13 protein-coding genes are annotated in these 12,994 nt (G+C 58.9%); 7 read left to right on the top strand and 6 right to left on the bottom strand.

Translation table 11 applies throughout. From position 1 onward, the window contains the following. Positions 1-9 precede the first annotated feature (9 nt). The 3 genes from HY282_14440 to HY282_14430 are packed head-to-tail and all read right to left on the bottom strand — an operon-like array spanning position 10 to position 2,379. Positions 10-573 carry a universal stress protein gene (locus HY282_14440; GenBank protein MBI3804950.1) on the bottom strand — a complete coding sequence of 188 codons (564 nt, stop codon included), beginning with the start codon at positions 571-573 and terminating at the stop codon, positions 10-12. After that, positions 570-821 (bottom strand): hypothetical protein, encoded by a 252-nt coding sequence (locus tag HY282_14435; GenBank protein MBI3804949.1) that lies wholly within the window; start codon positions 819-821, stop codon positions 570-572. The genes HY282_14440 and HY282_14435 overlap by 4 nt, the downstream gene beginning before the upstream one ends. Continuing rightward, entirely contained in the window at positions 808-2,379 is a 1,572-nt protein-coding gene (locus HY282_14430; protein ID MBI3804948.1) for an APC family permease, read from the bottom strand. The genes HY282_14435 and HY282_14430 overlap by 14 nt, the downstream gene beginning before the upstream one ends. 383 nt (positions 2,380-2,762) lie before the next feature. Between HY282_14430 and HY282_14425 the strand changes: the two genes are divergently transcribed. Together HY282_14425 and HY282_14420 are read left to right on the top strand one after the other, a co-directional pair. Then, complete coding sequence (locus HY282_14425; GenBank protein ID MBI3804947.1) at positions 2,763-3,014, top strand: DUF2892 domain-containing protein; 252 nt, start codon at positions 2,763-2,765, stop codon at positions 3,012-3,014. A gap of 40 nt (positions 3,015-3,054) precedes the next feature. Beyond that, positions 3,055-3,954: a complex I NDUFA9 subunit family protein gene (locus HY282_14420; GenBank protein ID MBI3804946.1), complete on the top strand. Its 900-nt coding sequence runs from the start codon at positions 3,055-3,057 to the stop codon at positions 3,952-3,954. A gap of 39 nt (positions 3,955-3,993) precedes the next feature. Here the strand turns inward: HY282_14420 and HY282_14415 are convergent, their stop codons facing one another. Beyond that, on the bottom strand, positions 3,994-6,249 hold the full coding sequence (locus tag HY282_14415) for a VTT domain-containing protein (protein MBI3804945.1): 2,256 nt from the start codon (positions 6,247-6,249) through the stop codon (positions 3,994-3,996). Continuing rightward, positions 6,182-6,952 carry an endonuclease/exonuclease/phosphatase family protein gene (locus HY282_14410; GenBank protein MBI3804944.1) on the bottom strand — a complete coding sequence of 257 codons (771 nt, stop codon included), beginning with the start codon at positions 6,950-6,952 and terminating at the stop codon, positions 6,182-6,184. The genes HY282_14415 and HY282_14410 overlap by 68 nt, the downstream gene beginning before the upstream one ends. 347 nt (positions 6,953-7,299) lie before the next feature. Between HY282_14410 and HY282_14405 the strand changes: the two genes are divergently transcribed. The 3 genes from HY282_14405 (at position 7,300) to HY282_14395 (ending at position 9,221) form a co-directional block, all read left to right on the top strand. Next, the gene (locus HY282_14405; GenBank protein ID MBI3804943.1) at positions 7,300-7,782 is read left to right on the top strand and encodes a hypothetical protein; all 483 of its coding nucleotides are present in this window, start codon (positions 7,300-7,302) and stop codon (positions 7,780-7,782) included. Between the two features lie 66 nt (positions 7,783-7,848). Then, positions 7,849-8,883, top strand: coding sequence for a DnaJ domain-containing protein (locus HY282_14400; GenBank protein MBI3804942.1), 1,035 nt, complete (start codon positions 7,849-7,851; stop codon positions 8,881-8,883). Next, a complete protein-coding gene (locus HY282_14395) occupies positions 8,883-9,221 on the top strand; it encodes a hypothetical protein (protein ID MBI3804941.1) in 339 nt (112 codons plus the stop codon). The genes HY282_14400 and HY282_14395 overlap by 1 nt, the downstream gene beginning before the upstream one ends. A gap of 119 nt (positions 9,222-9,340) precedes the next feature. Here the strand turns inward: HY282_14395 and hutH are convergent, their stop codons facing one another. Then, positions 9,341-10,867 (bottom strand): histidine ammonia-lyase, encoded by a 1,527-nt coding sequence (gene hutH / locus HY282_14390; GenBank protein MBI3804940.1) that lies wholly within the window; start codon positions 10,865-10,867, stop codon positions 9,341-9,343. Positions 10,868-11,110: 243 nt separating this feature from the next. On the opposite strand from hutH, the gene HY282_14385 reads away from it, so the two are divergent. Both HY282_14385 and HY282_14380 read left to right on the top strand, forming a co-directional pair. Then, a complete protein-coding gene (locus tag HY282_14385; protein ID MBI3804939.1) occupies positions 11,111-12,142 on the top strand; it encodes a cyclic nucleotide-binding domain-containing protein in 1,032 nt (343 codons plus the stop codon). A gap of 36 nt (positions 12,143-12,178) precedes the next feature. Next, positions 12,179-12,967, top strand: a complete 789-nt coding sequence (locus tag HY282_14380) for a 3',5'-cyclic-nucleotide phosphodiesterase (GenBank protein MBI3804938.1) — start codon at positions 12,179-12,181, stop codon at positions 12,965-12,967. The last annotated feature ends 27 nt before the right edge of the window (positions 12,968-12,994 follow it).

Raw genomic sequence — 12,994 nt, 5'->3', positions numbered from 1 at the left:
CGCTCCCGATCAACTCTCCTTCGGCAGCTTGTCGATGACCACCTCGCACGGAGAGTGCCGTAAGATGATATCCGACGTTCTTCCCAGCAGCTCTCCTTTCAGGCCCGGATCGGATCGGATCCCCAAGATAATCATATCGATGTCGCGTTCCCGCGCAATGCGGGCAATCTCCTCCCCCGCCAAGCGGGCCCTCTGGAGGATTTTCTGAGAGGGAAGGCCATGGAGCTTGACGATGGAGCTCGCTCGCTCCAATGCCTCGTTTCCTTCCTGTTCCGCCTCCGGCAGCGGAATCCCGAGCGGCATCGTACGCGGCACTTCGACGACATAGGTGAGGAGGATCTCGGCCCCCTGCTCGCTGCCGAGGCGGCAGGCAAGCTCGACCCCCCGTTCCGCATAGGGAAGACCGACCGTCGGCACCAAGATTTTCTTCACTGCAAAAACAGAGCGCCGCGCCTTCGCGGCGGCCGCCGGAATATAGAGGGGCGGGTGGAGCATCCACCAGAGGATCGAAAAAAGCGAGACGACAAAAAAGAGGGCAATGGCGGCTCCCAACGGATGGATCTGGGCAATCATTTTAATGACGCCTCCGGATCGACGGGGATTCTCATAAGCGCTTTGTAGAGGGAGTAGAACCGATAGCTTCCGGCGAGAATAAAGAGGACGGCGATCAGGTAGGCCGGCCAGGCGGCATGCCGGAAAAAGGCGCGGTAGAGGAGCGTTCCCCCGACCAGGAAGTAGAGGAACATGTTGATCAGCATGACCCGGTCCCGCAGTGTCAACGATCGAAAAAGAGAGCGAAAACGCGCTCTATTTTGTAACATGTTTTAACTCTTTCTTGTTTCGCTCCGCCAACGCGAGCTTGTATTGCTCGAGCAGATCGAACTCTTCGGCGGAGGTGAGGATGGCGATTTGGTCCTTTTCCCAATCCCGTGGGACGCTCCGAAGCATCGGCAGCCCATTTTTCCACCGGTACCAGAAATAAATCCCCAACCAGAGAATGATCCAGCCGGGCCCGGCGATCCGGCCGAGCGCATGCGTCCAGATGACCACGCCGAGCATTCCGACGGTGGCGAGCGCCCCGACCGTGCCGAGGACCGGGATGTAATATCCCTTCACCTTAATATTAAACGGCATCCGATAAGGCCGAGGAGTATAGGGATCTTTGATCCGAAGTGCAATCAGGGCAATGAAGCTAAGAAAATAGGCGAGGGTGGCGCCGAAAGCATACATGTTCACCATCGTATCCATCGCCTTCGGGCCCGACAAGAAACTGAAGATGGCTTCAACGGCGGCGACCCCGGAAAAGAAGACAACGCTTCGGACCGGAGTCCGATATTTCGGGTGGACCGCATTGAACCAGGGGCTGAGCAGATGAAATTCGCTCATGCTGTAGGTCAGTCGCGAGGCGCCCATGACCCCGGTGTTGGCGGAGATCAACACAATCGTCGCCCCCAACACCGCAGCGGCCTGTCCGGCCAAAAAACCGACGTAGGGGATGGCGCTGGCGAGGGCGGCGACCGGATCCGATTCGCGCTCCGCGAGGGTCTGCCAGTCTACGATTCCCAGGCTGAGGACCGGAAACGAGAGGGCGAAGAGAAGAACCACAAAGATGAGTGCGATCGAGGTCCGCGGGATGATCGTCGCGGGCCGTCGCGTCTCCTGGGCCGCTTGAGAGATCGACTCCAGGCCGACATAAGAGATAATCGCCACCGAGACGGCATAGAAGAATTGCTCGGTCGACGGAAATTCGTTTTGAAATTGATAGACGACCTTTTCCGGTCTCCAGGCGAAGAGAAAGCCGAGGACAATGATGCTTCCCTCCATCACCATATCGACGGCGCCGATCAACGAGTTAAATAAGGACGATTCTCGAATGCCGCGGATGTTGAGGACCATCAGAAGGACAATCAGCAGAAGCGATTCGGCCGCCCAGAGGAGGTTGATCCCTTGGAAGGGGCCGAGATCGATCGAAAATTGCTGGATGGCGGGAAAAAAGAAGTTGATGTAGCCGGCGGAAGCGGCGGCAAACAGCGCGATGTCGATCGTATAATCGAGGAGCAGTGCCGATCCCGCGATGAATCCCCAGATATCTCCCAGGCCCCGAAGACAGTAGTACTGTCCTCCTCCGGCGACTGGATAGGCCGAGGCAAGCTCGGTATAGGCAAAGCCGATGAGGATATAGACGCAGCCGGCGGCCAGAAAGGCGAGCGGTGCCGCGCCGTGGGCGGCGCCCATCACCAGGCCTAAGGCGACATAGACATCCGCTCCCACATCGGCATAGCCCCAAGTAAAGGAGCCCCAGACCGAGACATCCCGCCGCAGCTCGGTGGGAGTGCCGGGGACAGGAAGCCCGGCAGCAGGTTGAACCTCAGATGCCATCTTGTATTCTCAACCGAAAGAGGGGGCGGGGAGCCGCTGTCGCGATTCGGTCTTCCCGCTCAATATCTTATCTCTTAAGACAACGCGACCCGGTTTATTTTCACTAATGATAGACCCAGAGGGAGATGTGGCTCTCTTCTTAAGGGACGATAGTATAGGCCTCTGACAAAAGGAAGTCAACAAAGCCCTGTACCGGATAAAGACTCCGGCCCGGAGAGATCACCCGGCCTCAGCATTGAGGTTCGTTTCCGACTACTACCCAATGAGGGTCCGATATCATCCGAAATGGGGATTGTGCCGGTCGATCGGACAGCGCTATGATGGAAGAGATCGAGCACAACCATAAAATGGAGTCATTTGTGCCGAATAGCAGGGAGGGAAGTATGATAAAAAAATACAAAGGAGTGAAGTCTTATAATGTCGGCGGGTTGGATCAACAGATCCGTTATGGCGTCGGTTTCTTCTTTCCCATCCTGGCCTTGTTCGCCGGGCGGAGCCGATTGGTGCGGGCGGCGATGTGGGTGATCGGCGTCAATGGTCTGCTCACCGCCTATTTTAAGTTCAGCCCATTGAACCGCCTCTTGGGGATCTCTACCTACTCGAGAGGGCGAGGGCTGCTCCGCTTCGCAAAATAGCGAGATCAGATCGATCACCTCAACAGGGCAACAGGGTCGGATGGCTGCGGTCTTTATCACCGGTGCGACCGGCTTTGTCGGGCGGGCCATCGTTCGTCGCCTCCTCTCTCAAGGAGGGGAGGCGCGAGCACTCTATCGGGCCGAGCGAAGCCGCTTCATTGAAAATGAAAAGCTGGAGTGGATTCGGGGCGGGATCGATTCCATAGAGCGCTTGACCCAAGGAATGGCGGGCGCGAAGGCGGTGATTCACCTCGCCGGGCGCTTGGTCGAGCCCCCCGGCGAGCGCTTTGAGCAGGTCCACGTTAAAGGGACCCTGAATGTCTTGGAGGCGATGCGGCGCTCGGGCCTGCGCCGACTCCTCCATATGAGCGCGCTCGGAAGCCGCGCCGATGCCCCAAGCCGATATCACCAAACGAAATGGGAGGCGGAGGAGCGGGTCCGCTCCGCTCCGGTCGATGCAACGATCTTTCGACCGTCTCTGATCTTCGGCAAAGAAGATCGAGCGATCAACCTTCTCATCCGCGCACTGCCCTACCTTCCATTCATCCCCGTCCCAGGGTCGGGCCAAAACCGTCTGCAGCCGGTCTGGGTGGAGGATGTCGCCACCTGTTTTGTCCGTGCGTTAGACAATCCCGCGTTAGATCATCCGATAATGCCGGGCCGGACCGATCCCCTCTGCGGCCCGCAGACGTATACGTTGAATGAGCTGATTGCGCTCATCCTGCAAATCGTGGGAAAGCGCCGCTCGAAAGTCCACCTCCCGATCTGGATGTTGAAGCCGCCCGCAGCCCTTGCAGAGCAGCTGTTTAAAACCCCTCCGTTGACACGCGACCAGCTGATCCTCTTGCAAGAAGACAATATCTGCGGAAAGCACGACCGCTTCGAGAAATTCGATCTCTCCTTCAGCCGGTTGGAGGAGGTCCTCCCTTCCTACCTTTAAACGCTTAAAACAGAGAGAATCGATTTGGAAGAGGGCCGTTTAGGAAAAGGCTCTTTCCTGGCGTCGCAGCCACCACTTTTTCAGGAAGGTGGAGCCGATCCAAACAAGAAGGACGACGATTCCAACCCAGAGCGGGTGGACCCCTTTATGGAGGTTTGTGGTCCCTTGCAGAATGGAGTTGGAAAAATAAGAGATGAGGAAGGTTCCCGGCAACATCCCGATCGCCGTTGCCAGCAGGTAGTTCGAGAGCCGGATTCGGTTCGCGCCGGCGACGAAATTCACCCAGGTGAAAGGAAAGATGCCGACCACGCGGAGGACGAGAATGGCCCAAAATCCTTTTTTCTTAATCCAGTCGGTGAGGGCCGGCATCTTCTTTTCCGTAAGGCTCCGAAAGAGCGGCTTGCCGAGATAGAGTCCCAAATAATACGAAGCGATCGCCCCCGCCAGCGCCGAGGTCCAATTCAAAACGGTCCCCCAGAAGGCGCCGAACAAAACGCCTCCCAAAATTAAGCAGACCGTCAGGGGAAAGGAGATCACGCTCGCGACAATGGTGCCTGCGACAAAAAGGGGAACCGTCCAATGCGATGCCCGAACCTGATCCAACAGCGCCACGCCGGCGTGGAGGTCGAAACCTTTCCGGTGAAGCGTGAGATAGAAAAAGAGGCCGACCAGCGGGAGCAGAAAGAAAGCGCCCGCTTTTAAGAGCGATCGACGATTCAATCCCGATTCGGATCCTTCTTTTTTCTCATGAACCGCTTTCTCTTCCCGTTTATTCTCCCTCTCCTCCCCGGTTGCGCCCTCCCCTTCGGTCTCCGCGCCGGTTCCGGAGAAAAGTGTCTCAAAGAGATCTTCCGGGATCAGCGGCGATTCGGGATCAAAGCAGATTCCATCGGGGAGGACCTGGTCGATCCAGGAGTCGGGAAGGGTCTCGCTTACTTTGTGGAGCCGCCCCGCCTTCCCCTCAGACCAGGCGGAATCGAGTGCAGCCACCCACCCCCCTTTTTGCCGGATGAGCGCTTCAACCGCCTCGGTCGACTGCTCGAGGTGCTCGGCGAGGAGGGTGTAGCAGCTCTGTCGGATCTCTCCCCGACGGCGATCGTCTTCGGCCTCAATATTGATATTGCATTCGGTGTCGAGGCCGAGGCTTCGATTGCTCGTATTGGCCGATCCGATTGAGAGGATCCGATCATCAATCGCCAGGACTTTACTATGCACATAGATCGGCGTCGCCGGGAGCGGGCCCTTGCCGGTTTTGATCGGTGTGTAGATCGCGATCGGCGAGCCGGCCCGCTTCGCCGCATCTTCCAAATGTTGAAGCAGCCGGCGCTGTTCAAATCCGATCGCCAATTCTTCTTTCCAATTCTGGGCCGCCTGCGGAAGGATGAGGATCAGCTCCACCGCCGGCCGGTCTTTATCGGAGATCCGCTTCAGGAGCGCTTCGTAGACGCGGCGGGAGGTAAAGTATTGGTTCTCAATCAGGATCAATCGCTCCGCGGAGGCGATGGCATCATCGTAGAATTGGGCGATCTCGTGGATGGGCGTCGTCTGCCCGCATGCTCCGATCGGAACGGTGCGGGAGATCGAAACCGGTCCGGGCGAAAGCCGCAACGTGTGGGGAAGATCAAGCCGCTGTCGCTCCCGGGGAGGGGCGAAAGAGAGCCGCTCCCCGGTGGCGGCGTTCCATCGGCTACAAAAGATCTCCTCCAGCACCGAGACGGCCTCTCCCTGAATGCCGATCTGAACGTCATGGAAGAGGCTATAGGGGGTGCCGTCGTCGTTCTTTCGAAGCGGATTTTTCCGGCGGTGTTGCGCCGTGTCCCAGCGGTCCCCGCAGACGTCGAGCCCGCCGCAGAAGCCGATCTGACCGTCGACCACGACGATTTTCTGATGATGACTCCCGCCGGCCGGGTGGAGGGCATCGAAGACAAAGTGAATCTGTTCGGGGGTCGTCTCCTGGAAACGGTAGTGTTGCCACCATTCCCGTTCCGGGATGAAGACGATCGAGTGGTCCCACGCCAAAATATAAATCTGAAGGTCCGGCCGCGCTTCGGCGACTTTTTGCAGAAGCGGCAAGAATTGAACGGGATAGCGCGCTTGCGCCGCCTCTTCTCCCCGAAGCAGGGAGACGCGGCTGTCAAACTGCCACCCTAGAAAGACGATCCGTTCACGGGCGTGAATGATGCTTTGGTAGAGGGCCGCATAATAGGGGGCGGCGTCGACGAGGAGGTCAATCTGATCGGCCTGTGCAACGCGATAGCAGCTCTTCCCCGGAGTGATGATTTTTTGATCGCTCATCTTTATCCTTCAACAAGAAATGGGCTATGAGCGGAAAGTGGTCGGACGCGATTGAAGCGAGCTCCGTGCGGAGAACAAAGGCCTTCAGCGGGAGGAGATGGTTCGAGGTATAGATATAATCGAGCCGAAGCGGGATCCCTCCCTTTCGATAGGTGGACCGCCTCCCGACGCCGGCTTCTTGGAATGCGTCGGTATAGGCCGTTCGAAACCGCCGTGAGACGGAGGAGGAGGAGATCGCGTTAAAATCTCCCATGATGAGAATCGGCGCGGCGGTATAAAGTGTCCGAAGCTGATCCAAAATCGTCAACGATTGCCGCTTTCTCTCCGCCATCCCCAGGCCCAGGTGCACCGATGCAATCAGCAGGAGAGAGGATCCCAGGTGGACCTCCGTGAGGAGACAGCCCCTCGGCTCGCGCCCCGGAACGCTCAGATTGAGGTTGCCGACGACGGTCACCGGCCAACGGGAGAGGAACGCATTTCCATAGGCTCCCTCACCGAGAAACCAGTTGTGTCCGGCAACATGATGCATCTCGAGCAGGGCGGCCAGCTCATGTCCCTGGTCGATCCGCTTGCTTCGGGTCAACCCGCGATCGACCTCTTGAAGGGCGACTAAATCGGGCGACCCCTGCTGAATGACATCACAAATTCGCTTCAGATTGACCCTGCCGTCTCGTCCCCTTCCGTGATGGATGTTATATGTCATCACCATCAAGGGCCGTGTGGCGGATGGAGGTAAAGGCTTCTCCGAGCGCTTTTCCGCAGTCGCAGGTCTTACATCCATCTTAACAGAGTCCATCCGGCCGGGTCAAAATCAGTATCCGTTGGGAACATAGGCGAACAGAGCGGAGCGCGGTCTTTGGGAATGAGGTTTCATCTAATCGTTGTAATTGTAACATAGGGAGGAGGGGCGAAACAAGAAGAGGCGCTTCTAAGGTCCTGTTTTAGAGGATCTGTTTTCAAGAGCGATCAACCCCCACCGCAGGGTCGAGAAGCGCTTGCCTACGTAAAAAGGGCATGTTATCATGGCGGGCCAACGAGGGGAAGGATGCAATGTCGAAACGCGCTCATCGGTTCTTAACCATATCGGGCCTCATCTACCTGGCTGCGGGGGTCGGCCGGCTCTATATCCTCTTCGGGTCTCGTTCTGAAGACCCCTTTTTCGCCCCGCACCTGTTGATGACCCTCCTCTCTGTTTGGGTCGCCTCCTCGATTCTTCGCGTCGGCCTTCGAAAAAAAGAGATGACCCCCCGCGCGGCGCTCTCTCTGATCCGTTCGGGTTTCATCTTGTTGGTGATCTGGAGTTATCGCTTCTATCTGGTCGTCAAGACCGTCCGCTCTCCGCTCGAACTGAAGGGACACACCTACCTTGCTTTTCTCTATATGGTCATGGGGACCTCCGTGATGCTGTTCGGATTGAGGACCAGCCGGGCCCTTCGCAAGCGTGCGGCGGAAGCGGTCTCCTCCGGCGCGGTTCCCCCGGTTCCCCCGGTTCCATTGACCGGCGCCCTCTCGAAAGATTCCGCCGACAAATAGTCTTTTTTCCGACACCGCAGGATGTTAGAATCGCTGATATAGGGAACGCGTTGTGAGGCAGATGGAATGGCGGTAAAATTCAAAGACTATTACGATCTGTTGGGGGTCTCCCGGAGCGCTTCTGCGGACGAGATCAAAAAATCGTATCGGAAGCTGGCGAGAAAATATCATCCCGACCTCCATACCGGTCCCGATAAGAAAGAGTCGGAGCAGAAATTCAAAGAGATCAATGAGGCGTATGAAGTTCTAAGCGATCCGAAGAAGCGGGCCAAATACGATCAGCTCGGTTCCCAATGGCAAGAAGGGATGGATTTTACCCCGCCGCCCGGCGCCGGTCGCGGCGGGGAGGAATTCCGGTATGAAGGCTTTGAAGGGCTCGGCGGATTTTCCGATTTCTTTGAGTCGCTCTTCGGCGGCCGAGGGGGGGGTGCCGGTCCCCGGGGTCGCGCCGGCTTTGGAGGGGGCGGTTTTGGTCGTACTGGAACCGCCCGTCCGGTCCGGGGGAGCGATGTCGAATCGGAGATGGACCTCACCCTGGAAGAGGCGGTCCACGGCGCTCAGCGGCGGGTCCGGTTGCAGGGGCAGGTTCTCTGTCCGGTCTGCGGCGGAAGGGGAATCGTTGATCAGCGGATCTGTCCCCGGTGTGGCGGAACCGGACGGGTGACCGAGGAAAAAGAGCTGACCGTCAACATCCCGGCCGGCGCTCGCGACGGCGACCGGGTTCGGCTCGCCGGACAGGGGGAGCCGGGGGAAGGAGGAGGCCCCGCGGGAGATCTCTTCATCCGGATTCGGCTCCTTCCCCATCCCCGATTCAAGGTGAACGGCAATCATCTGGAGACGGAGGTGGAGGTGATGCCGTGGGAGGCGGTTTTGGGGAGCGAGGCGCGGATCCAGACGCTCGACGGCGAGGGGACGCTGAAAATTCCGCCGGGGAGCCGTGCCGGAAAGAAATTCCGCCTCCGTGGCAAGGGGCTTCCGATCCGGGGCGATGGCCGGGGAGATCTTTATGTCGCGTTAAAGATCAACGTGCCGGAGCAGGTCACCCCAGAGGAGCGACGGCTTTATGAGGAGCTGGCGCGTCTTGCGAAGGAGAGACGATAATGCCGAAATCGGAGTCGATACAGAGATGGGTCATCTATAAACAAGACGATTCGGGAGAAGAGGTCTGCTGTTTGACATTGGAAGGATTGGCCCGCTTTTCCCGCCTTCCCCTCTCGTCGGTTCGTCGAATGCAGGAAGAGGGATTGATCAGCCCGATGGCGGGGGCCGATCGGCTCTTCCCGCAGGAGATGATTCGGCGGATCGTGAAAATCGAACGGCTTCGCACACAGCTTCAAATCGACCTCGGCGGCGTAGAAGTCATCCTCCGGCTGCTCGACCGGATGGAGCTGCTGGAGCGGGAACTCGCCGCATTGCGCCGGGAGAGACCGTTTCCATGAGAAAACTCTGGCGCCGCTATCGGATGAGGTATTATTTTATTTTTTCGGTCGTCCTCTTCGTTGCGCTCATCGCCGTCAACCTCTTTTTTATCCGTCGGTATTTTTAGCCGGCCGACTCCTCACGCAAAGCGCCCGTCGTGGATCATTCGACGGAGGAGCTCGATCTCTTTCTGAAGAGAGCGGTCTTCCTCCAGCGGGGGGACCTCCGACCGAACCCGGCGGATCGCTTCTGCGACCCCTTTTCCCGGTTTCAGCGGCGCATGAAAGTCGACCCCCTGCGCCGCCGCCAGAAGCTCCACAGCGAGGATTCCTTCTACATTCAAAACGATTTGATCGAGCTTTAACGCCGCCCCCATCGCCATGCTGACATAATCTTCCTGATTGGCCGAGGTCGGAATGGAGTCGACCGAGGCGGGGTGCGCCAGCACTTTGCATTCCGAGGCGAGCGCGGCGGCGGCGACCTGCGGCATCATCATCCCGGAGTGGAGTCCCGGGCGGCGGGTGAGAAAGCGGGGAAGGTCGATCAGCTCCGGGTCGACCAGCTGTGCGATGCGCCGTTCCGAAATGTTCCCGAGGTGGGTCAGCGCGATCGCCAGAAAGTCGAGCGCCAACGCAATCGGATGGCCGTGGAAATTTCCCCCCGCCAAGATCGTCCCGTCGCTTCCGCTCCCTTTCTCCTCGGCTGGAAAAACAAGCGGGTTGTCGGTGATGCTGTTGATCTCCGTCTCCAGCGCGGTGCGCACATAGTCGATTGCGTCGCGGACGGCGCCGTGGACCTGCGGCATGCAGCGCAGGGAATAGGGATCTTGCACGCGGCTGCAGGTGATGTGGGAAGCGCGGATTTCGCTTCGGGCGAGAAGGGTCCGAATCCGGCCGGCGACTTTCTGCTGGCCCGGATAGGGGCGGAGCCGCTGAATCCTCGGATCGAACGCGGTCGGCGTTCCCATCAGCGCTTCGAGCGACATCGCCCCGGCGACGTCGGCGCTCTCCGCCAGCCGCTCGGCGGCCAGCAAAGAGAGCAATCCCAATGACAGCGCCGCCTGGGTGCCGTTGACGAGGGCGAGCCCCTCCTTCGCTTCGAGGGTGATCGGCCGGATGCCGGCCGCTTGGAGCGCCTTCGCTCCGGAGAGGCGGCGGCCGTTGAAGAGCGCTTCTCCTTCTCCGATCAAGAGCTGTGCGAGATGGGCGAGCGGGATGAGGTCGCCGCTGGCCCCGACCGAGCCCCGGCTCGGAATCACCGGATGGAGCCCGCGATTGAGCATCTCGATCAGCCGCTCCACCACCACCGGGCGGACGCCTGAATGCCCGGCGGCGAGCACCTGCGCGCGAAGCAAGAGGATGCCGCGGGTTTGCGCTTCGGAAAGGGGGGGGCCGGCGCCGCAGGCATGGCTTCGAACCAAGTTGACCTGGAGCTGCCGGATTTCTCCCTCGGAGATCTTCTGGTCGGCGAGCTTTCCGAAGCCGGTGGTGATGCCGTAGACGACCCGGTGCTCCGACAGCATCTTCTCGACCACCCGGCGGGAGCGGTTCATCCGGGCGACCGCCTCCGGGGCGAGGCGAACCTTACGGCGACCGAGGACGACGTCGTAGAAATCGGAGCGCTTCAGATCACGACCGGTGAGGCTTAAGATGCGCATTCGGCGGATTATAGGACAATCGCAGCGAGAGTGCAACGGCGTCGCTGCGCCGCTCCAGCGACGCCGCGGCGAAGGTCTTTCTTTGGATCGGTCAAATAGGGTAGAATCCGTCTGTCGTTCGGCACGGCGGATGAGAATGAAACAATAAGAGCAGATGATCAACGTACCGAGTTGGAATAGAGTGTCTTGCATTTTGAAAAGAATATGTTACCCTTAAGCCTTCTTCCTTTCCGATCGGGTTGAGCAGAGAATATGGCCGTTCAAAACGAATCGCGAGACGCCTTGAGCGAGGCGCTTCATCTGAGTATCAAGAAGAGCCAGTGGTCCGAGGCGGTCGATATCCTCAAAAAGCTGATCCGACTGGAGCCGAAGAACACAATGTATCTTCTTCGGGTCGGGGATTATTCCGCCAAGATCGGCGCCAAGAAAGAGGCCGTCGCCGCCTATCTGAATGCCGGCCAGACCTTTTCAAAAAACGGATTCCTGCTCAAAGCGGTTGCCGCTTACAAGATGGCGCTCGGCGTGGAGCCGAATCATCGCGAAGCACACCAGCGGCTCCAAGCGCTGCATGCCGAGACGCGGGGACGCACCGATCCGAAAATGATTCTCGACGGCGCCGCCTCTCCGGGCGCCGCACCCACGCCGCCGGCGGCTTCCCCGCAATCAAGCACATTCGAATCAGGCCCTGTGACCCCGTTGGAAATCGAGCCGACCTCGTTCGATCCGGTCGCGCCCGCTTCCTCGGAGCCGGCCGATCTTCGCGACCCCGGCCGGTTGCAGCCCCATTCCTTTGAGACCGGTCCCGCTTCTGACGGCCCGGTATCCGATCCGGTTAGTCCGGTCTCTTCGTCGCGGCTCGGCAGCGATGTCATCCCGCTTTTCGCCAATCTCACCGCAGAGGAGTTTTCTCAGGTCATCGAGAAGACGACGGCGAGGAGCTATCCGCCCGGCGCGTTGATCGTCCGTGAAGGGGAGAAGGGGGATTCGATTTACATCGTCGTGAAGGGCCGTGTGAAAGTGGTGACCCGGATCGCCGGTCAAGAGACGGCGCTGGGGGTGCTCAACGAGAATGACTTCTTCGGCGAGGTCGCCTTTTTAACCGGCCGGCCCCGAACGGCCGACGTCATCGCTTTGCTTGAGACCGATCTCCTGGAGCTGTCGGGAGAAGCATTAAAGGCGTTGCTGGTCCGTTTTCCGCATATCCGGGAGGTGTTGGAGCGGCTTTATTTAAAGCGGATGCAGATGACCCTCGACGTGGTGAAGGGGAGCCAAGGGACCTTGTAAGTGCAGCGGAGGCTGTCGCTCAAGGAGGAGAAACGGTTGAAGGTCAGGGTGTTGGGTTGTTACGGTGCCGATTTTTTTGAGAAGAAGCGGGGGAAGGCGATTCGGTATAATCCCTCCGGCTTCCTCGTCAATCAGTCGGTGGCGCTCGATGCGGGGACCCTCTGCGGCGCGTTGACGCTGCCGGAGCTGACCCGGATCCGGTATGTCTTTCTCTCTCATGCCCATCTCGACCATATCCAGAGCCTTCCTTTCCTGGCCGAGACGCTCTTCGGAAAAATCAGGCAGCCGGTCGTCATCGTCAGCATCGCGGAGGTAATCGAGATCCTCCAGCGGCATTTCTTCAACGACCATCTCTGGCCCGATTTTACCCGCCTGCCGACCCCGGAGAATCGGATTTTAAGCTATCAAGTGATCCCGGTCGGAAAGTCGCTGGAGGTCGAAGGGCTCAAGATCACCGCCATTCATGTCAGCCACATCGTTCCGGGGGTCGGTTTCATCGTCGAGGACGAACATTCGGCCATCGTCTATAGCGGCGATACCTGGAAGACGGAAGAGCTTTGGAAGGTCGCTTCCCAGATCAAGCATCTCAAAGCGATCTTCGTCGAATCGTCTTTCCCCGACGAGCTCTCCGAGTTGGCGATGGTCTCCGGCCATCTGACCCCGCAGCTGACCCTTCAGGAGTTCAACAAGCTGAATCGACCCGATCTCCCCCTTTACATCTATCATGTGAAGCCCCCCTATCTGGAGGCGGTCCGCAAGCAAATTAAAAAACTGGGCCGTCCGTCGGTCCGGCTGCTGCGGGACGGCCAGATATTGAATTTCTGAACCGGCCCAATCCTCGATTGCACTTCC

The organism is Candidatus Manganitrophaceae bacterium (assembly GCA_016200325.1).
Taxonomy (GTDB): Bacteria; Nitrospirota; Nitrospiria; order SBBL01; family Manganitrophaceae; genus Manganitrophus.
This window is presented reverse-complemented; position numbering and strand designations above follow the sequence as displayed.

What these genes read in the sequence shown, in the direction of transcription:
- HY282_14440 (MBI3804950.1), bottom strand. Translation starts at nt 573, where the DNA reads ATGATTGCCCAGATCCATCCGTTGGGAGCCGCCATTGCCCTCTTTTTT.
- HY282_14435 (MBI3804949.1), bottom strand. Translation starts at nt 821, where the DNA reads ATGTTACAAAATAGAGCGCGTTTTCGCTCTCTTTTTCGATCGTTGACA.
- HY282_14430 (MBI3804948.1), bottom strand. Translation starts at nt 2,379, where the DNA reads ATGGCATCTGAGGTTCAACCTGCTGCCGGGCTTCCTGTCCCCGGCACT.
- HY282_14425 (MBI3804947.1), top strand. Translation starts at nt 2,763, where the DNA reads ATGATAAAAAAATACAAAGGAGTGAAGTCTTATAATGTCGGCGGGTTG.
- HY282_14420 (MBI3804946.1), top strand. Translation starts at nt 3,055, where the DNA reads ATGGCTGCGGTCTTTATCACCGGTGCGACCGGCTTTGTCGGGCGGGCC.
- HY282_14415 (MBI3804945.1), bottom strand. Translation starts at nt 6,249, where the DNA reads ATGAGCGATCAAAAAATCATCACTCCGGGGAAGAGCTGCTATCGCGTT.
- HY282_14410 (MBI3804944.1), bottom strand. Translation starts at nt 6,952, where the DNA reads ATGACATATAACATCCATCACGGAAGGGGACGAGACGGCAGGGTCAAT.
- HY282_14405 (MBI3804943.1), top strand. Translation starts at nt 7,300, where the DNA reads ATGTCGAAACGCGCTCATCGGTTCTTAACCATATCGGGCCTCATCTAC.
- HY282_14400 (MBI3804942.1), top strand. Translation starts at nt 7,849, where the DNA reads ATGGCGGTAAAATTCAAAGACTATTACGATCTGTTGGGGGTCTCCCGG.
- HY282_14395 (MBI3804941.1), top strand. Translation starts at nt 8,883, where the DNA reads ATGCCGAAATCGGAGTCGATACAGAGATGGGTCATCTATAAACAAGAC.
- HY282_14385 (MBI3804939.1), top strand. Translation starts at nt 11,111, where the DNA reads ATGGCCGTTCAAAACGAATCGCGAGACGCCTTGAGCGAGGCGCTTCAT.